23 protein-coding genes and 1 pseudogene are annotated in these 18,676 nt (G+C 51.9%); 2 read left to right on the top strand and 22 right to left on the bottom strand.

The window, feature by feature from the left end; genetic code table 11:
- Positions 1–24: 24 nt before the first annotated feature.
- The 18 genes and pseudogenes from C230_RS0111515 to C230_RS0111435 form a co-directional block, all read right to left on the bottom strand.
- Positions 25–375: a hypothetical protein gene (locus C230_RS0111515; protein WP_018132190.1), complete on the bottom strand. Its 351-nt coding sequence runs from the start codon at positions 373–375 to the stop codon at positions 25–27.
- Positions 362–766 carry a flagellar export chaperone FliS gene (gene fliS, locus C230_RS0111510; protein WP_018132189.1) on the bottom strand — a complete coding sequence of 135 codons (405 nt, stop codon included), beginning with the start codon at positions 764–766 and terminating at the stop codon, positions 362–364. The genes C230_RS0111515 and fliS overlap by 14 nt, the downstream gene beginning before the upstream one ends.
- Positions 763–2,499, bottom strand: a complete 1,737-nt coding sequence (locus tag C230_RS0111505; RefSeq protein ID WP_169332846.1) for a motility associated factor glycosyltransferase family protein — start codon at positions 2,497–2,499, stop codon at positions 763–765. Before C230_RS0111505 ends, fliS begins: the two co-directional genes overlap by 4 nt.
- A gap of 131 nt (positions 2,500–2,630) precedes the next feature.
- Positions 2,631–3,212 (bottom strand): hypothetical protein, encoded by a 582-nt coding sequence (locus C230_RS21410; RefSeq protein ID WP_245533988.1) that lies wholly within the window; start codon positions 3,210–3,212, stop codon positions 2,631–2,633.
- Between the two features lie 6 nt (positions 3,213–3,218).
- Positions 3,219–3,404, bottom strand: a pseudogene (locus tag C230_RS23900) (Rrf2 family transcriptional regulator); the annotation flags it as partial.
- A gap of 74 nt (positions 3,405–3,478) precedes the next feature.
- Positions 3,479–5,008 carry a flagellar filament capping protein FliD gene (gene fliD, locus C230_RS0111495; RefSeq protein ID WP_018132186.1) on the bottom strand — a complete coding sequence of 510 codons (1,530 nt, stop codon included), beginning with the start codon at positions 5,006–5,008 and terminating at the stop codon, positions 3,479–3,481.
- Positions 5,009–5,019: 11 nt separating this feature from the next.
- Positions 5,020–5,301, bottom strand: a complete 282-nt coding sequence (locus C230_RS0111490) for a flagellar protein FlaG (RefSeq protein WP_211208024.1) — start codon at positions 5,299–5,301, stop codon at positions 5,020–5,022.
- A 139-nt stretch (positions 5,302–5,440) separates the two neighbouring features.
- Positions 5,441–6,277, bottom strand: a complete 837-nt coding sequence (locus C230_RS0111485; RefSeq protein ID WP_018132184.1) for a flagellin N-terminal helical domain-containing protein — start codon at positions 6,275–6,277, stop codon at positions 5,441–5,443.
- A gap of 211 nt (positions 6,278–6,488) precedes the next feature.
- Complete coding sequence (gene csrA, locus C230_RS0111480) at positions 6,489–6,746, bottom strand: carbon storage regulator CsrA (RefSeq protein ID WP_018132183.1); 258 nt, start codon at positions 6,744–6,746, stop codon at positions 6,489–6,491.
- Positions 6,730–7,146: a flagellar assembly protein FliW gene (gene fliW / locus C230_RS0111475; protein WP_018132182.1), complete on the bottom strand. Its 417-nt coding sequence runs from the start codon at positions 7,144–7,146 to the stop codon at positions 6,730–6,732. The genes csrA and fliW overlap by 17 nt, the downstream gene beginning before the upstream one ends.
- A 29-nt stretch (positions 7,147–7,175) precedes the next feature.
- Positions 7,176–7,736 carry a DUF6470 family protein gene (locus C230_RS0111470; protein ID WP_156807438.1) on the bottom strand — a complete coding sequence of 187 codons (561 nt, stop codon included), beginning with the start codon at positions 7,734–7,736 and terminating at the stop codon, positions 7,176–7,178.
- Positions 7,737–7,743: 7 nt separating this feature from the next.
- Positions 7,744–8,640 carry a flagellar hook-associated protein FlgL gene (flgL, locus tag C230_RS0111465; RefSeq protein ID WP_018132180.1) on the bottom strand — a complete coding sequence of 299 codons (897 nt, stop codon included), beginning with the start codon at positions 8,638–8,640 and terminating at the stop codon, positions 7,744–7,746.
- 45 nt (positions 8,641–8,685) lie between these two features.
- Positions 8,686–10,194 carry a flagellar hook-associated protein FlgK gene (gene flgK, locus C230_RS0111460; protein WP_018132179.1) on the bottom strand — a complete coding sequence of 503 codons (1,509 nt, stop codon included), beginning with the start codon at positions 10,192–10,194 and terminating at the stop codon, positions 8,686–8,688.
- Positions 10,195–10,205: 11 nt separating this feature from the next.
- A complete protein-coding gene (locus tag C230_RS0111455) occupies positions 10,206–10,703 on the bottom strand; it encodes a flagellar protein FlgN (RefSeq protein ID WP_018132178.1) in 498 nt (165 codons plus the stop codon).
- Positions 10,704–10,715: 12 nt separating this feature from the next.
- Entirely contained in the window at positions 10,716–11,003 is a 288-nt protein-coding gene (gene flgM, locus C230_RS0111450) for a flagellar biosynthesis anti-sigma factor FlgM (RefSeq protein WP_018132177.1), read from the bottom strand.
- 145 nt (positions 11,004–11,148) lie between these two features.
- Positions 11,149–11,559 carry a TIGR03826 family flagellar region protein gene (locus C230_RS20195; protein ID WP_018132176.1) on the bottom strand — a complete coding sequence of 137 codons (411 nt, stop codon included), beginning with the start codon at positions 11,557–11,559 and terminating at the stop codon, positions 11,149–11,151.
- Positions 11,560–11,846: 287 nt separating this feature from the next.
- A complete protein-coding gene (locus C230_RS0111440) occupies positions 11,847–12,686 on the bottom strand; it encodes a ComF family protein (RefSeq protein WP_018132175.1) in 840 nt (279 codons plus the stop codon).
- A gap of 7 nt (positions 12,687–12,693) precedes the next feature.
- Positions 12,694–13,545 carry a DegV family protein gene (locus tag C230_RS0111435; RefSeq protein WP_018132174.1) on the bottom strand — a complete coding sequence of 284 codons (852 nt, stop codon included), beginning with the start codon at positions 13,543–13,545 and terminating at the stop codon, positions 12,694–12,696.
- 176 nt (positions 13,546–13,721) lie between these two features.
- Between C230_RS0111435 and C230_RS0111430 the strand changes: the two genes are divergently transcribed.
- Complete coding sequence (locus C230_RS0111430; RefSeq protein WP_026174284.1) at positions 13,722–13,988, top strand: AbrB/MazE/SpoVT family DNA-binding domain-containing protein; 267 nt, start codon at positions 13,722–13,724, stop codon at positions 13,986–13,988.
- On the top strand, positions 13,988–14,380 hold the full coding sequence (locus C230_RS0111425) for a type II toxin-antitoxin system death-on-curing family toxin (RefSeq protein WP_018132172.1): 393 nt from the start codon (positions 13,988–13,990) through the stop codon (positions 14,378–14,380). The genes C230_RS0111430 and C230_RS0111425 overlap by 1 nt, the downstream gene beginning before the upstream one ends.
- Positions 14,381–14,434: 54 nt before the next feature.
- On the opposite strand, the gene pnpS is transcribed toward C230_RS0111425, so the two are convergent.
- The 4 genes from pnpS to C230_RS0111405 are packed head-to-tail and all read right to left on the bottom strand — an operon-like array spanning position 14,435 to position 18,564.
- Positions 14,435–16,222 carry a two-component system histidine kinase PnpS gene (pnpS, locus tag C230_RS0111420; protein WP_018132171.1) on the bottom strand — a complete coding sequence of 596 codons (1,788 nt, stop codon included), beginning with the start codon at positions 16,220–16,222 and terminating at the stop codon, positions 14,435–14,437.
- A 1-nt stretch (position 16,223) separates the two neighbouring features.
- Positions 16,224–16,919, bottom strand: coding sequence for a response regulator transcription factor (locus tag C230_RS0111415; protein ID WP_018132170.1), 696 nt, complete (start codon positions 16,917–16,919; stop codon positions 16,224–16,226).
- 33 nt (positions 16,920–16,952) lie between these two features.
- Complete coding sequence (locus tag C230_RS0111410; RefSeq protein ID WP_018132169.1) at positions 16,953–17,939, bottom strand: inorganic phosphate transporter; 987 nt, start codon at positions 17,937–17,939, stop codon at positions 16,953–16,955.
- A 13-nt stretch (positions 17,940–17,952) separates the two neighbouring features.
- Entirely contained in the window at positions 17,953–18,564 is a 612-nt protein-coding gene (locus C230_RS0111405; RefSeq protein WP_018132168.1) for a DUF47 domain-containing protein, read from the bottom strand.
- Positions 18,565–18,676: the final 112 nt, after the last annotated feature.

Raw genomic sequence — 18,676 nt, 5'->3', positions numbered from 1 at the left:
TCATCGTTTTCTTGTACCTTGCACCTAACTTTTTTTATCAAAAAAATAGGAATGATCTTTTACTTGATCATGATAGTAGTTTTGCACACCATTCCGGAGTTTTTGACACGTTTCCAGGTCTTCCAGCACTGCTTTTCGTTTATGTTTCAACAATTCCTCTTCTTTCAGGATCCATTGATGGGATTCCGCCAAAAACGCTCTTGTCTCCTCATCGGGCCGGAACCCTTTTCGCTCTTCCTTCTCGTAAGCTTCCATCAAGATTTGGCGCTGATGATAAAGCAAGGGAAGCTGATCCCATCTGTCATTCGCCAAATCTTCATATATTCGTCTCGAGGTTTGAAGAATTTCAGAAGCAAGTTGCTTACATGTGTTCATGTTTGGTTTCCTGTCCCTTTACAAGTTTTGCAGCCTCGGCAAACCCTTCATAGAGTTCCTTCAAATGTTGGCTGACCTCTTCTATAATGCTCTGATCCTTTTTGAGATTCGCTTCAATTAGCCGGCGTTGCAAATATTGATAGATACTAAGCAAATTCTGGGCGAGTTCGCCGCCGACATCCCGGTCCAATGTCACAATCAATTCATTGATAATGTTTTGGACACGGATGATCTTTGCGTTGCCTGTCTCATAGTTTTGTGTTTGCAGCGCGTGAATCGCTTCTTTGCAAAACCGGATGGCTCCTTCGAATAGCATGAGCAGCAGTCTCTCCGGTGTTGCCGTCTGGACAGCCATATTCTGGTACACCTGATAGGGTTGATTCAAGATCATCGAAACTCCTCTCCCTCATCTGCCAACTCGTTCAGTGCCTTTTCCAGATAGTCCCGAACCCTTCGCGAGGCTTCCCAAATCCCGCTGTACAGGATTCGTCCGTTTTCCGTTACCCGGATCGCTTTCTGAATCTGATTCTCCCCCGGAGGTTCTTCCGAAAGTTTACCTTTGGTTACCACAAGCAAGACTTGTTGCAAGAGTAAATCAATCAACCGGCTTTGGTTGAGTGTTTGGATCAACTTGTCAATCCGGTCCAACTTTTCTACGTATACACTTGCCTTTTTGGGTTTGATCTTACGGACTTGATAGACTTCCCGCAGGCGGCTGTTGTATTCAATCGCCATTCGGGATAAACGTCCCAGTTGATACAGGTTCCTAATGGACTTCTTGAGCCTGCTTCTGAGTTGTGTCAAATCAGGCGGCTGATAGGAATGAAGAATCTGTGCAATTTTTTCCGAGACCCCGATCGATTTCTGACAGTAGGTTTCGACCACTTGCGAGAGGGTACTGATTTCAGTGCCGCGAATCTTCGCCCCACCCTCCGTCGCATCAATAAATTTCCTTTCCCCTCTTCGCAGTTCGATCTGATCTTCAAACCATCTTCTGAAGTAATCCAACGGTCGGTCTGTGAGAACAGGCCGTCCATCGATTCCTTCCACAAATTTCATCCCCTTGCTGGCATCGAATTCTTTCTGGATGTTTTCAAAAATGGTCCCTGCCGCGTGGGAACGTCCATCAGGATACGCCAAATCCTGGCCGATGAAAACAATCGGATCACCTCCCATGCGACAAGCCAGGTCAAATGCAGCCGTGGCGACCGATCCCCCGTAACTGACACCTCCCTTGGCTTCAACACACTCGAGAAATTCATGAATGACATATTCGGTCGAACCTGCTACCGAAAAACCGTTTCCGCCATACTCGGCCACAATTTTGTAATGGGTGGTGGGGAAAATCACCAGCGGTATCCCCCGTTCCTCGATTCCCGCAAAGTGCTGATAATTTTTTTCCGATCCGTCCAATGCCACCACCAGATCGGGCAGGATCCCCTGCTTCAGCAACACCCGCAGTGCGGTATCAACACAGATGATCACCGCTTTCTCTTTTGCCTGATGCAACAGGTGTACGTTTTTGTTCAAGGATGGACCGGCTGACACAATGATGATCGGTTGTTTGACAAACTGGTCAAACAACAGGTTGATACCTGGCCGTTTTACCAAGGCAGGCAGATTATAGATAAAATTGCGGGTCCAATCATGCGAAAATAACAGCAACGTTCTTTGATCCATTCGGATATCGTTGGCTTCCTCAAGAATTCGCGCTTCCATATCGTTGCAGAATGATGCAAAAATCCGCCTGTAGGCAGGCCAGACCAGCACGGAAACATCATAAAACAGATCCGACAAAATCCGTTCCGCCTTAATACCACTGTGTGATAAAGATTCTTCAACACTGAACGCGATGCGGGGATCTGCCAATTCTTCCCGAAGGTCCAACGTTTGCAAGGCACAGCGAAAAATCTCCAGCGACGGCTCAATGACCAGTAGCATCCCCTCTGAATCCAAATGATTCCTTAATTTTTGCAGGGGATACCCCAAACCCATTCCGATCAGAATCGCTCCTGACTTCAGCTCGGGTTCCTGTTCGGCCCACCACCGATCCAATTCCGCTTTTGGGTTATAGCGGCTGTGCAGGTAACCGGCGGCTCCACCTGTATCTACATACAATGTCATGCCCTCGGTACGGCTGGCTTCCGTTAAACAGGATACGGGCCCTGGATTTAGCCTTTCAGTCAATTTTTTATATAATTGCGGATGATATTCTTCCAGTACGCGAAGGTTTAGTTCCCAAACGCTCATATCCATCACGCTTTCGTCATGATCTCCTCACATTCGGCGAATAACGGGATCAGTTCATATTCGCAAATATCGGCAATGCTGATAATGTCTCTTCGTTCCATGGCACTCACCAGAACCAATAGTTGCTCAACATACCGGTCGTGCCACGCTTCGAATGCCCGTCGCACAATTTCATCGGAAGAGACGTTCGCCAATCCGTGTGAAACCTGTTCCATCCATTCCAGCCCATCGGACATTTCGTTCAACAGACGAAAGGATTCCCCGTCCCGTCCGGCATGGATATTCTCCGCAACAGACAGGCAGGCGGACTGCAATTTGGGTAGATATTCAATTGCCGTTTTAATTGTGTCAATGATCAGACTGTCCACAGTAGTTGTTGTAATTACCGCAGCGGAAACTTCGTCAAGCGCCATTGAATCCAAATAATCCGGCGATATTCGAACTCCGTTGATTGAAATCCCGGAGATGACTTTTTGCTGTTCCGCCATCTCCCGCATCAGGGATTGATAGACTTCGGAAAAAGACCCGTATGGATATTCCGATACGTTTCCGTCCAATTCCACGATCAATTTTTTTCTCTCTTCCACATAATACCCTCCCTTTGGTCCTCTCCGGACTCTCACTAGCCCTTTGCGATGCAAGGCACTCATCTGTTCACGCACATAGGACGGAGTCAGATTCAATTCTTTTGACAGGAAATTGGACGTCACTGGACTTGAATACGATGCCTTTTTTTCTTTCAATACCTGCAGCAAAACGAGTTGGACATTCGTTTCCATGCCATTACCTCGACACGAGTCGACATTTTGAGGTCTTAAAAAACGGGCTCTTTACCAGAAGCCCATTTTTTAAATCACCCCAGCCGGGATTGCAGGAAAGCTCCCTGGGATGAATTCTGCTGTAGCATAACTTCCAAAGCGGAAAATTGTCGTTCCAACATTTTCTGTGTCATGTCCAGATGACGGTTAAAGGCGTCAATTCTCATATCGTAATCACTCATCTGCTTGGTCAAAAGATCGATTCGGCTGGGCAGCAATCCGTTCGGCGCACTGGTTGTGCCGTAATTCACTGTGGAAGTGTCTGTCAGCAGCAAAATCTTATTGTACAGCGTGGCAGCAAAACCAGCGGCCGATCCGGTATCGGCCGGATCAAGGCGACCGTTCCCGTTTGTATCATTGAAGAATATCTTCATGACTTCGGTGGGATTTTTGGTCAACGCGTCGCGCAGCTTGGATTCATCGACCATCAAATGGCCTGATTTCCCATAGTCGCCTCCTTCGTCAACCTGAATGCCAATTGAGTACAAAGTTTTATAAATGGTGCTTCCCGTATACGTTGCGCCCGTAATGCTTCGCATGGCCGACTGGATCTGGATCAGTGCACTGTCTGCCCGCAACAGCCCTTTGCTCATCCCCACATCAGACGTTGCATTGGGGATGGGCTTTTCCGTCAAGCGGGTTTGAATCAGATCCAGCGTTGAATTGTACTGGTTGACAAAGTCTTTGACTGCCTGTACGCTCGCATCCAGATCCGCATCAATGGTCAGCGTCGCAGTACCCGGAGTAGCCGATGTCCCTTTCAACAGGTTCAAACTGACCCCATTGATCACATCGGTCAGGTTGGTATTTGATTTTCGCGTGATGGCGACCCCGTTTACTGTAAACTGCGCATCCTTCCCAACCGCATCAGGATTTGTGGAATCGGGAATCAAATTGCCACCGGCATCCACCAACCCTAGATTGCCGGCCCCAAAAATATTGCTTACATCATTGATGATTTTAACGCTGTGCCCTGATCCTGTTTCCGAAGTGCTCAGAAATAGCGTATTGTTCACAACTGTTGCCTTTATCTTCATCAGTTGGGGAGAAGCGGTATTATCCAACGCACTATTAATCCGATTGGCAATCGCATTCAGATTGTCGGAAGCGTTAATCGTGATGGTCTGGGATTGTACGCCGTCCACCACGATATTGAACGTTCCCGAATAGCCTAAAGCTCCAGTTGTTGGATTTGTGATTTTGGCGGTCTGATCGGCAGAACGGCCTGTTAACGCGGTGGCCAACTGGGTGATTGTGATCGAATAGGTGCCCGGAGTTACAGTAGCTTGGTTTGTAACTGTTGCAGTTGCTACGGTAGCGTCACTGGAAGTAACTTTTTTCTTTTGAATCACCGCCGGATCGGTCAACGCTTGCAGCTTGCTTTGCAGGGCCAGTAGGGAAGAGTTGATCTCGCCATATAACCCTTTTTTTAATTCAAGCAGATGCTGCTGCTGCTTCATTCGTATCAGTGGCTGTGATTCAATCTGCATTAACTGATTGATCAATGCCTTGCTGTCCAGGCCCGATACTAACCCGCCTAATCCTCCCAAACCGGTAATACCCATGGAATCACCCCCTAAATTTTTCGGTCAACAATAAGCCCCACCATTTCACGCAATTCGGCAGCCACCTTCAGAACTCCTTCCGGAGGCAACTGGTAGAGGACCTTCTTTCCATCCTGTTCAACCAACTGGACAACGACATGTCCATCCTGCGACGTGACCTGATATCTCAGATTCGAATCGAGCGCCTCAAACACTTTGTTCAGCTTTTCGACTGCATCTTCTACGAAGCGTGGGTCCTGTTCGTCCTGTGCTGTCAGAGCCTCATCTGCCCCACCCCGATCGGGATGACTCATTTTTCTCTCCCGGTGGATTTCCGCTTGTGCGATTGGATCCGGTCTCCCTACCCGGTTCATCTGCATGATTGCTCACCTCTATGCCGCAGATATGACAAGGGGCTGGCCGGCAGAAGCCAGCCAGCCCTCAGACGGCAATTTAACGAAGGAGTTGCAGGACGGTTTGCGGCGCCTGGTTCGCTTGTGCCAGCATGGATGTACCTGCTTGGACAAGAATTTGGTTCTTCGTGAACTTGACCATTTCAGCCGCCATATCCACATCGCGGATACGGGATTCAGCAGCCGTCAGATTTTCGGACGCAGCTTGCAGGTTGTTGATCGTATGCTCCAGACGATTCTGGATCGCGCCCAGATAGGAACGTTGTTGCGATACCACATTGATTCCTTTGTCAACATAGGAGATCAAGGCGGAAGCGATCGATTTTTGCTGGCCTGCAGAACCGTTGGCGATCGACAGATATTTGGTCGAAATGGACAACTTGGACGCACTCATAGATTTAACGGTAAGTGTGATGGTTTGACCGGAGTTAGCGCCGATTTGGAACTTTTTATTGGAAAAGGTTCCATCGAGCAGGTTCATGCCGTTGAACTGGGTGGTTTTTGCAATCCGGTCCAATTCGCTTTTCAACTGGGTCAACTCGTCTTTAATTTTGGCACGGTCCCCGGTGGTGTTCGTGTCGTTGACCGCCTGAACAGCCAGTTCGCGCATGCGCTGCAGAATGCTGTGGGATTCGTTCAGCGCACCTTCAGCCGTTTGGATCAAGGAAATGCCGTCTTGCGCGTTGCGTACGGCCTGGTTCAGGCCGGCAATCTGCCCGCGCATCTTTTCGGAGATCGCGAGACCAGCCGCATCGTCACCTGCGCGATTGATCCGATAACCTGAAGACAGTTTTTCCAGAGACTTTTGCAGGTTCGCATTGTTCAATGCAAGTCTGTTTTGGGCAAACAAAGCTGAAATGTTGTTTTGAATCCGCATGAAAAACATCCTCCTTGATTGTTAATCTGACGGCATCCATGCCATCCTATGTTTAGTGAATTCTCAGCGGGCCGGCCCCAAACCGAGAAATCTCTCACTACCCTTTTTATCGGACACTCTTTTCAATATTTAACTTTTGTTTTTTGAAAATCATCAGCCTATATCAGCGTAAAATCGAAACCTGCTTTGAATATCTTTTTCTTTCAACCATTTATCTCGCCGATTCATCTCTGTCCTTCTTGGAAGCAAGTTGCATGATTTCCGACAAACGATCCGCCGCATCCCGGGACAGCTTCGCATCTTGATTGACGCAGCGAATCTCATCATAAATTTCACGGCGAAGTATGTTGATTCGATCCGGAGCCTTGATCCCGATACGCACCTGTTCACCACGAACGTCAAGTACGGAGATTTCAATCTCATCCCCAATCATAATGCTTTCCCCGACTTTTCTAGCCAATACCAGCATAAGATCCCCCAGCTCCGAACAAAGATTTTGAGAACAGCGGGTATCGGCTCGGATATCCGCTGTTGCTTAGAATCACCTGTTTTCCCGTTCCATTCCGCTGATTGATGACCACAGGCGCCATCAGATTTACGCAAAAATCGGACGGTGTGTCCCCCAGGATCGTCACCAACAGAACAACAGCATCCTGTTCCGAATTTACGCCGATATCCTCCAGATCCTGTACCGGAATCTGAATCTGATAGCCTTCAATAAATCCCCTCGGATCGGTTAGTACCAACGAAATCTCTTCCGTCTTGCTGTGCAGGATGTAAAACGGTCCCTCCTCCAGTCTTGTCAGGGTACACTCCACCATTTGTTCCAATCCAGGCAGTCCTTTTGGAAAGACAACTTGTAATTCCACATGTAATCCCCCTTACAAAATCACCCGGGCTAAACCCGGGTATCAAACACGCTTCCTACAGCCGTAATTTGTATGGAAGGGTATTGTGTCATATACGTACGCACACTCCCCAACTGCACTTCAGTATTCACCGTCCAAGGGCGATACCTGACTTTCACTTCCCCTAGGTGGACCTCAATATCAGGTGGGTGATAAACAACCTGAATCTCCGGACGGTGAGAGGGCACAGCGGCCACCGTCACTTCAACAGGTTGATCGCCTGCTGACCTGGCAACATCACCGATCGTTTGCCCCATTTCAATCGCACCCAATGCGTTTCCTTCATCGACTATACGAGCGATTCCTTCCATGATATCCCGCTGTCCCCATTCATACATCTGCCGGCCAATTTCCGAAGGCGGCTTTAGCCCCATATCCGAAAAACAGGCACTTTGGTCGATATGCAGTTCACTGTACCCATTCCGCTTGATTTCAATCCAAGGATGGGCAATTTCCAGTTCCAACGGCGGAGTGTCAGGATTCAGAACCACTTCAGGGCGTTTTATATTCAGGCCAATGCGGCCAAAAGTCTGATGGATCTCCAGTCGCACCATAGTCCTATCTTAGAAAATCAACGAGACTTGGCTGAATAATACGAGCACCCGCACTGAGAGCAGATCGGTATACACTCTCCTGCGTCTTGAATTTGGTAATCACTTCAGCCATGTCCGCATCCTCAACATCGGAGGAGAGTTTCTGCAGGTTCAGTCCCGTATCTTCAGTCCTGTTTCTGATCAGATCCACACGGTTTGCCCGGCCGCCGACATCCGCCCAGGCGTTCTGTATTTTGCTCAATCGGCTGTCAATCCGCCCGATCAACTGACTGATTGCTGCCGAATTGTTCGCCAGCAGAAAGGTCTGCAAATCTTGCACAATGGCAAAAGCATTGTCCGGCTCCACACCCACATTTTGCCCAAATACCTGGTTTCCGGTTGTATTAATGGGAATGTTCACTCCGTCGGCAACCGCTACCAAAATACTGTTTGGATCCGAATTTTGATTTTTGGCATTGGCCAACGTATATGGGTTTTGATCGGTCATTTGCCCGTTAAACAGACTTTTTCCGTTAAAACGAGTGTTTCCCAAATTAACCAGTTCTTCGTACAACTGACCGACTTCGCTGGCAATCGCTGTTTTGGCATCAATGGTTGCCGTATCGCTTGCCCCCTGAACCGCAAGCTCCCGTACCCGCTGCATCAACGCATTCACCTTGGAAATGGCATCATCCGTCGCGTCCAGCATACTTCTCGCCCTGTCCAGATTCCGTTTGTACTGTTCATTATTGGCGATTTGCGATTTGTAGCGCATCGCGTAACTGACGGAGACGGGATCATCAGCCGGTTTGTTAACCCGTTTGCCTGTGGCCATCATATCTTGGTACTGCTGCATCCGCTCATTACTTGCACGCAAATTAAGGAGAAATTGGTTGTTGAGCATGGATTGGGTGATTCGCAAACATCGTCACTCCTTCCTCACACATGATCGGCTTTCATGTATACCTTATCGCGTGAGCCCCATCCCATTTATGATTTTATCCAAAATCGAATCAATGGTCGTAATCACACGGGCAGAAGCGTTATAAGCATGCTGGAATTTAATCATATCGGCCATTTCTTCGTCAATTGACACCCCGCTGACCGACTGACGCTGGTTGTCAATTTGCTGAAGCAAGGCTTCCTGATTTTTTTCCATGCGCTGAGCTTGCTGGGATTGTACCCCAAGCTGACCCACCACCGCCTGAAAATAATCCTCGACCGTGCCGCTGCCTATGATACCGCCGGAAAAAGCAATTTTTTGGTTTTGCATTTGCGCAATCATCAATGCAACAGCATTGTTCCCTTTGACCGCCTGCAGATTCCCTGAGCCATCCACATACGTGGTATCCGAAGTGGTGATATATTGATCGTCGTTCAGAATCAAATTGTTCACCTGGATATTACCGGCCGTGAATGGTCCTCCTCCATTGATAAAGAACGCAAACCCATTCCCCTTGGTTGGGTTGTGCATCGTATAGCCTGTTTCATGAATGCCATTGATCCCATTAAACGTCATGACAGTGCCATTTGGATGCGTCACCTGAACAGTCCCTTGCACCAATCCGTCAACAAGAGCGTCAATTTGGTTCTGGTAGGCCTGGACATAGGTCTGACGGGCATTGAGCAGACCCTTTATTTCACCGCCCGTAATGGCAAGCGGTCCGCCCGGCACAAGATTGATGACATCCAGTGCCGGATTGGCATTTGGCACATACTGCAGCACACCGGGAGGATTGTCATCGACCAGCACCGTCAGGCCGCCGATATTGATTGAATAGCTGGTTGAGGTTTCCGTTACTTTCACATCCACCAACTTCGACAACTGATCCACCAAGAGATCACGGCGATCGCGGAGATCGTTCGCTTTATCGCCCAGCGATTCAACCACCCTGATCTGGTGGTTCAGCCCCTGAATCTGGCTGATGATATTGTTCACTTCGCTTATTTTGTTTGTGATGCTGCTCTGAAGATCTGAGTCAAGCGTCTTTAACTGTGCATCGATATGGTGAAATGTATCGGTCAATTCGATCGCCCGCTGTTTCACCAGTTTGCGGGCCGTGATATCTTCCGGAGCCAGGCTCAGATCGTGCCACGCATTGAAAAATTGGTTGATAACAGTGGCAAGTCCCGTTTCAGACGGCTCATTGATAATCGACTGTATTTTGTCCAGCGTTTGGCGATAAACCCCCCATTCACCCAGCGATTCATTTTCACTCCGATATTGGGCATCCAGAAAATTATCCCGCACGCGCCGTACCGCATCTACCCATGAGCCCTGGCCCAGCTGTCCTGCTTCCATTCCCCGCGAGACGGCCGGATATTGCAGCGGTTGGAACGCCGACATGTCCACCACCTGTCGGGAATAACCCGGCGTATTGGCGTTGGCCACGTTGTGGGAAACGGTATTCAACGCGGTCTGCTGTACGTATAAAGCTCGTTTCATGGCTTCAAGCCCGTGAAAAGTCGATCGCATCTCGCTCCTCCTTACGCCTGCTTGTCAAAAAATCGTTTCTGCCCCACTGTTTGCCCTACATTCCCCTTGTCCGTATAAACACCCGCATCGGAAACATCCACCAGAAGATCGATCGAACGCTGCACTAAATCAAGCGATTGGCGGATCAGCTGGCCGTTCAGCTCATTCGCCGCTTTGATTTCGCCGATCACTTTGGCAAACCGCCCGGTCAGCAATTTGATCTTCGCCGCCCGCTGCGGTTCCGGCTCGAGCGCAGCCAGCTTCGAGGCGGTCAACTCCTCCAGACGGATTCCGTACTGGACGGCAATCTGCCTGCCCTGTTCCTGCCGGCGCTCTTCCAATATCTCCACTTTCCGGATAAACTGGACCTCTTCGTTGACGACCGCCTGCAGCGCTTCCATATCCCCCTTGATCAGCGCCTGTTTCTTCCGCTCCGCCAACTGCAGCAGGCGCTCATGCTCGCTCAACAGTTCCTCCACCGTCTCGACTAACTGCTGGATGGACAGCATCGCGGTTCGCTCCTACTCCCCGAGAAGATACCGTGCTATTTTATCCGCGACCTTGCGCGCGTCGATTTCGTACGTTCCGTTCTGCACCGCCTGTTTGATGCGCTGCACTTTCTCCGCATGTTCCGTCCGCTGCTGCGGGTCGATCGGCGGGCCGCTTTGCGCCATCTGCAAAGCTTCCAGCGAGATGCTCAGCTCATCGCGGCTGCTCCCCCGCGCTCCGGCCTGCCCGGCCTTTACCAATCCGCTGTTCCTTTGATACGGCTGCAGCGGATGAATCCGCCCGTCCCCGTTGATTTTCATCGCAATCACCTCATATAACAGAAAAACCGATACATCCGAGTCTCTACCCGTTGTATCGGCAGATCAGGGCAAAATGATAAGCTGAATTTCCGCATGTTGGACCTGTTTATCTCAAATTTCCTTATTCTCGCTTGGATATGCTTCATCACTTGCGGGTAAACCGATTTTTCGTAAAAAATTCGTCGCCTTTCTTACCGGACTCGCCTGCCGCCGCCGTTTCCCGCTGCGTCAGCCGGCTCAATTGCGCCTTCAGCTCGTCCGCACAAGCCGCACAAAACCGCCCGACGGAGATCGGCAATCCGCAACGTTCGCACGGATAGGTCATATTGGGAAAATTCGCCGCAATCAGACGCCCTTCTCGAATAAACTGATAAATCGTCTTCAGGGCAACGTCCGTCGCCTCGTGCACCTGTTGCGGAGTGGCGCCCGGCTGTTCCCGCAGAAACCGGCTGACCTTCAAAAAATCTTCCTCTTCCTGCCGGACGCAATGCGGACAAATATCACGCGACACCCGCTGAAACAGGCGTCCGCACGTTTTGCAGTTCATCAGGCCCATATCCGGGCACCCCCTGTTTTGGCCAATCCGATTATAGTCAACCCCATCCGCTGTTATCGCAAGGCTTGTTGCTTTGCGACAACCCGTGAGTTGCATGACGAGTCCATCGCCAAGCGCGGCGTGCATTCACGGCGTCCGCTGCCCCCCTACAGAAAGCAGCTTCCAGAAAACAATGTTTCTTAACCTATATTTGCCATAGCCTTAGGTTGTGTGTCAATGGAAACAATTTTCGAAAATAGCCTAATGAAAAATTTGCTTTTCGACCAGACCCGATTCCATACACCCCCCTATCTCGCAACCGTCAGCACATACACCTGCCCCGCGCCTGCCTGCCGCAGTGCATGGGCGCAAGCTTCCGCCGTCGAACCGGTCGTGTAGATATCGTCCACCAACAGGATGCAGGCACCGCAAATCCGGTCCGAAAAATCCGGATCGCAAACATACGTTCCTTGCAATGCTTTCAGCCGTTCCCGGCGATCTCTTGTAGCTTGGCCTTTCAAGTAGAGAGTTCGTCGCAGTGCGGGCAGACAGGGGATTTTCGAATAGGAGGAGAGCTGCAGGGCAAGCCGCTCCGCCTGGTTGTAACCGCGTTCCTTCAAGCGTTCCGGGTGGATGGGGACCGGCACCAGCCAATCGATCGGAAAATGGGCCATGTGCAGATCCCACGCGGCCTGCAAACAAGCGCCCAACACAATGCCAAGATCCTCTTCGCGGGAAAATTTGAAGCGGTGCAGCAAATCGCGGAGAACTCCTTCGTATTTGCCGAAGGATCGGGACAGGACAAACGATGTTTCCCGCTCGCATTCCGGGCAGCGTCCCGGTTCCGACAGGTGGCGTCCGCAGAGCAGGCACAGGGGCGGTTCAATCGGAAGAAGCACTGACTGGCATCGGGCGCACAGTTCCTTTTCCGGTAGCCATTGACCTTCCTCGAGCGTCAGTGGCAATCCATCCCGACCATTCGCTCCCGCTTCGCCCTTCGGCCACAGTTGTCGCCCGTTCGCCGGTTCCCGACCCCATCCCTGTCCGGGCAGGTCCGTTTCGGGCAACGGACCCCGGCAGGCGATGCAGGAGCGTTCCTGCGGAAACAGGAGTCCCAAAAACGTTTCCCAATAATCGCGCAGGCTCATCAAAGCTTCATCCCAAATAATAGCAAATCGCCAGCATGCCCGGGCCGACGTGTGTCCCGATCACCGGGCCCAGCTCGCTCAAATCCGGTTCGACATCGGGGAATTCCTGGCGAATCCGGTCCTGGAACTCTCTCGCCGCCTGTTCATCCTGCGTGTAGACAACCGCCAGCCGGATCGGGAGATCCGGCTGGGCCTGCTTGTCCTCCCGGAGCAGGCTGACCAACCGGTCGAGCGCCTTCCGCTTGGTGCGAACTTTGTCCAACAGGTCGAGCTTGCCTTCCTCCGTTACGTACAAAACCGGCTTGATCTGCAGCAGGGAACCGACCAGTGCGGAGACACCGGAGATGCGGCCGCCCTTGTGCAGATGTTCGAGCGAATCGACGACAAAATAGCCTTTCACGTTGTCGACGATCTGCTGCACGCGGGACACGATCTCCTCCTTGCTCTTCCCCGCATCCCGCATGTCGACCGCTTCCATCACCATCCGTGCCAGCGGATAACTGGTGATCTTCGAGTCGATCACAGTGATATCCCCGCCGACCATCTCGGCGGCAGTCTTGGCCGCATTGTACGTGCCTGACAAACCGGAAGAGAGGAACATGCCGATGACCGTATCGTACGTCTTGACGAGCGACTCGAACGCCTGCACGAACTCCCCGACGGCAGGCTGCGAGGTGGTGGGCAGTTCTTTCAACCGCGGCAGCATGTCATAAAATTCACGCGTTTTGATATCGATGCCCTCCCGCCTGGTTTCCGTTCCAAAATTGACCGACAATGGAACCACCGTGATTCGGTTCTTCTCTATGTAATCATCCGGCAGGTAGGCAGTGCTGTCGGTGACGATCGCAATTTTCGCCATCAAAAGGGACCTCCTTCGCAAATTCCATTTGTAGCCTATTATAGCAAATCGGAGGGCAATCACCCATTTTCTATCGTCAGAAATTTTTCACTTCCCTCCTTGCTTTCAGTATAATATAATGATTATAATACGTATAACAACATTACCGTATAGGGGAGGATAGAAGAAAAATACAGATGAATGGAGCAATGACAATGAATCGTAAAGTAACCCGTTTCGGCAGCAGCTTGGGAGTGTCCTTGACGGATGCTTTGAAACAAATCGGGTTGGGATTAGGCGATGAAGTGGACGTGGTAGTACGGCCGGAAGCGGGTGAAATTGTGATCCGCAAGATGAAACCGCGTGTGGAAGTGCCGGAAGGATTCAACCCCGAGTTTTTTGCGACCCTCGACAAAAACATGAAGAAATATCGCGAAACCATCGAAGGTCTTAAAAATCGATAATGGTTGTCTACTTGACCTGGCAAGAGGTTGTCGCAATCAACATCTATGTAATCGAAAACACTTCCCCCGGCGAACAAAAAAGCGTGAAATCCCCTGCACTGCTTGACTCAGCGATCAATCGGCCAAAACAATCCATTTTTGGTGAAGATGCATATAAAACAATTTTCGAGAAAGCAACTGCATTGTTTGAATCGTTGGCCCAGAACCATCCATTTCACAATGCCAACAAGCGAACCGCGTTCCTCGCGTTGCTCCAGTTTCTAAATTATAACGGGTATGAGTTTGTCATGGAACCGAGATTAGCAGAAGATTTTACGGTCGATGTTGTGAATCGTGTGTACAGTTTCTCACAAATTGTATCGATCATCGAAGAACATTGTGAGGAACTATAAAAACCCCGGATTGACTGCTCAAACGATCCGGGGCTTTGATTGAAGTGCCGGCAATCACAAACCTGCCTCCTCATCCCCCTGCCGCTTTGGCAGCGCGAATGAGAATGTGCTGCCTGCGCCAAGCTCACTCTCCACATGCACGGTCCCGCCGTGCGCCTCGACGATATGCTTGACGATCGCAAGCCCCAGCCCGGTGCCGCCGGAACGGCGGGCGCGCGCTTTGTCCACCCGGTAAAATCGCTCAAATAGACGAGGCAGGTCCTCTTTCGGAATACCGATTCCCGTATCTCTCACGCGAACTGTAATCCACTCCCGTCCTTCTTCCAGATCCACGTCGATCCGGCCGCCTTCCGGCGTGTAGGAAATGGCGTTGCCGATCAAGTTGATCAGCACTTGCGACACACGATCCCGCGCCACTTCCGCAAACACCGGCTGTTCCGGCAGATGCGCCTGCAGCGTCAATCCGTGCTGCTTCGCTTGCAGAACCAGCTTATCGACGGTCGTCCGCACGAGATCGGTGATGTCGCATCGTTCAAATTGCAAGACCGCGTGCCCCGACTCAATCTTCGACAGTTCGAGCAGATCGTTGACCAACCGGCTCAGCCGGTCCGACTCTTCGTAGATGATTTTGATAAACTGGCGCCGCAGCTCGGGATCCTCGAGCGCCCCGTCGAGCAACGTCTCGGCAAAGCCTTTGACCGCAGTGATCGGCGTCCGCAATTCGTGCGAGACGTTGGCCACAAACTCGGTGCGCATCTGTTCCACTCGTCGCCATTTTGACACATCGTGCAGCACCACCACCGCGCCGGTGATCGACTCATTTTTCCCTTTGATTGGGGCGGCGTACACCTCCACATTGGTTTCGGCCGGCGCCATCAGGACGATTTCCTTGCGGCGCGGCTCGCCAGTTAGCAGTACCTCATCGATCATCGACGACAGGCCGTAAGAGCGGCCGACTTCCCAGTGCCATTGACCGAGCAGTTGGCGGCCGGGGTGGCGCAGCAGATTTTCCGTCGCCCGGTTGACCACCCGGATCCGGCCCGCCCGGTCGACCACCATCACACCCGATTCCATGCTGGCGATAATCGCTTCCAGCTTGCTTTTCTCCTGCGTCAAATCTTCAATCTGCTCCGCCAGGCGGCTGGCCATCAGGTTGACCGACTCGCCGAGCACCCCCAGCTCATCCCGGCTCCAATGGCGCACCCGTTCGTCAAAAGCCCCATCGGCAATCCGCCGCGTGACCCGCGTAATCTCTTCGATCGGCCGTGCGATCCCGGAGGCAAAATACATTCCGACGAGCGATGACAAAATCGCCACTACCAACAGCGAAACGCCAAACGATCCCAACGCACTGCCCAGTTCCCGGTAGACACCGGACAGAGGGATGCCGATCCGCACAGCGCCAAGAAGATTCGGCCCGGCAGTGATCGGGATCGCCACAAACAGGACATTCGTCCCTTTCCCAGGGTCGAGCCGGACATCGCTTCCCTCCTGGCCGCGCAACGCTTGCTCGACTTCCGGGGTGCCCCTTTCCGTCCCGGCCGGTTGCAGCGCAGTATCGTAAACCGGACGGCCACCGGGCTCGTACAACGTGATGCGTTTGCCGGTGACAACGTTCGCTCTCCCGGCCACTTCGCCGATCTGCCGCAAATACGCGTCAGGTGCCACCATGTAAGGTGACACCCAGCTTGCCGTCAGTCTGGCTTCGTCCACCAACGCTTTGCGCAAATTTTCCATATAGACGGTCTCAATGAAGCGCAGCGTGAACACACCGGAAATCAGCAGGGTGACAACGATCAAGATCAGATTGGTCCAGGTGATCCGTCCGCGAATTCCTTTCACGTCACGCCTCTCCCGCTACCAGCTTATACCCGACGCCGCGCACCGTCTTGATGTATTCCGGGTTTTTCGGTTCTTTCTCGAGCTTTTCCCGCAGGTGCGAGATATGCACGTCCACAATGCGGGTATCGCCGACAAATTCGTATCCCCACACTTTATCCAGCAAATGATCGCGGCTCAGCACACGGTCCATATTTTTCGCCAAATAATGCAGCAGTTCAAATTCGCGGGGCGTCAGATCGATGCGCTCGCCGCGCAGCCTTACCTCATACTTGTTCGCATCGATCGTGATCTCGCCGCAGTGGATGATCCCGTCGCCTCCGCCCGGCTCGTCGGCGGAGCGGCGCAGCACCGCTTTCACCCGGGCCACCAGTTCCCGCGGCGAAAACGGTTTGGTCACATAATCGTCCGCCCCCATCTCCAGCCCGAGAATCCGGTCAACTTCGTCATCCCTTGCAGTCAGCATGATGATCGGGATGGAAATTCCGTCTTTGCGCAGCTGCTGGCATACTTCCATTCCGCCGAGGCCCGGCAGCATCAGGTCGAGAATCACCAAATCCGGCCGGTCGGCGCGGATCAGTTCGAGGGCTTGCATGCCATTGTCAGCCGTCGACACCTCGTAGCCTGCCTGCCGCAGATTGTACTCAACCAATTTTTGGATCGATTGTTCGTCATCCACCACCAGGACGCGCTGGGGCATCCGCTCCACCTCCAGAATGAGAGGTTTTCGCCCTTACATGAAAATGTCGATCAATTTGTAACAAACGCCCGCCAGCACGGCGCAAATCGGAATCGTGATCAGCCAGGTGAGAACGATGCGCCCGGCCACTTCCCATTTCACCGCGCGGAATTGTTTCGCCGCACCCGTACCCATCACCGCCGAGGATACGACGTGCGTGGTCGAAACCGGCAGCGTCAAAGCGGTCGCGCCTTGAATCACGATGGACGATGTCAGGTCAGCCGCAAATCCGTTGACCGGCTCCATACGGATAATCTTCGAGCCGACCGTCTTGATAATCCGCCAGCCGCCGACCGATGTGCCGAGTCCCATCGCCAGCGCCGCCAAGATTTTTACCCAAAGCGGAACATCCAGCGTCGACTGGAATCCGCCCGCGACCAGGGCAAACACGATGATCCCCATCGCTTTCTGGGCGTCGTTGCCGCCATGCGAGAACGACTGCATGCCTGCGGCAAAAATCTGTAGCACCCGAAACCATTTGTTAATCCGGTGCGGGGACAGATTTTGCACGATCAACTTTAAAACGTTCATGATGACAAAGCCGACTGCAAAAGCCAGGATCGGCGACAACACGAGAGCTTGCAAAATCGACGAAAATCCTCCCCAGTTCACGCCGTGCAAACCGGCCCCCGCAAGCACCGCTCCGGTCAGGGAGCCGATCAGCGCGTGCGAGGAAGAAGAAGGAATCCCATAGTACCAGGTAATCAGGTTCCAGGCGATCGCCGCGATCAGGGTAGCGATCACGATTTCCACGCCGTTTGCGATTTTCGACGGATCGGCGATTTTGCCGCCGATCGATTTCGCCACGCCGGTGAAGAAAAGCGCTCCGACAAAGTTCAACACGGCCGCGTAAATTACCGCAATGCGGGGTGGCAAAGCCTTTGTCGAGACGGATGTGGCGATCGCGTTGGCCGTATCGTGAAACCCGTTGATAAAATCAAATACAAGTGCCAGTATCACAATCAGGATGATCAGCGTCATGACAAAATCCTCCTTACGCGTTTGTCATGACGATCGATTCCAGGATGTCCGCCACGTCCTCGCAACTGTCGGACACTCCTTCAAGCATCTCGTACACTTCTTTGAGCCGGATAATTTCCACGGGGTCTGTCGTGCGGGCGAACAGCGATTTGACGGAGTCCCGCATCAGCTTGTCCCCGACGTTTTCCAACTCGTTCAACCGCACCGTGTATTGGCGGATCTCCAGCATTTTCTTTTTATTCAACGCTTTCATGGCCTGCTCCAACTGCACGGAACATTCCACGATATTGGCCGCAAAATCGAGCATGAAGCTGTCGACCGCCTCGATGTGAAACATATCGAACCGGTTGGAAGCAGCTTCCAGACCATCCAGAATATCATCCAGCGTTGTGGCGAGCGCCAGAATGTCTTCCCGGTCGATCGGTGTCATGTAGGCGGCGTTCAACGCCCGGATGATCTGGTGGGTCAACTCATCGCCGTTGTCTTCAAACGGTTTGATCACTGCGTACAACTGCTCGCCGGAATGGTAGGATTCCAGCCCTTTTTGAAAAGCGGCCGCGGCAGCCGAGATGTTCTCCGTCACTTGCACCAACATGTCAAAAAACTGGTTTTGCTTTTTGAACACAAATAGTACCCCCCGTGGGAATCGTGAAATGATGTCGAACCATTGTTATTATAATGGATTTCGCAAGACGCTTTTTGTAAAGTTTTTGTTAAGATTTCGATTCCTACCCACG

It is taken from the genome of Effusibacillus pohliae DSM 22757 (assembly GCF_000376225.1).
GTDB classification, from domain to species: Bacteria; Bacillota; Bacilli; order Tumebacillales; family Effusibacillaceae; genus Effusibacillus; species Effusibacillus pohliae.
The sequence above is the reverse complement of the archived record's forward strand: the minus strand, read 5'-3'. Positions and strand labels throughout refer to the sequence as shown.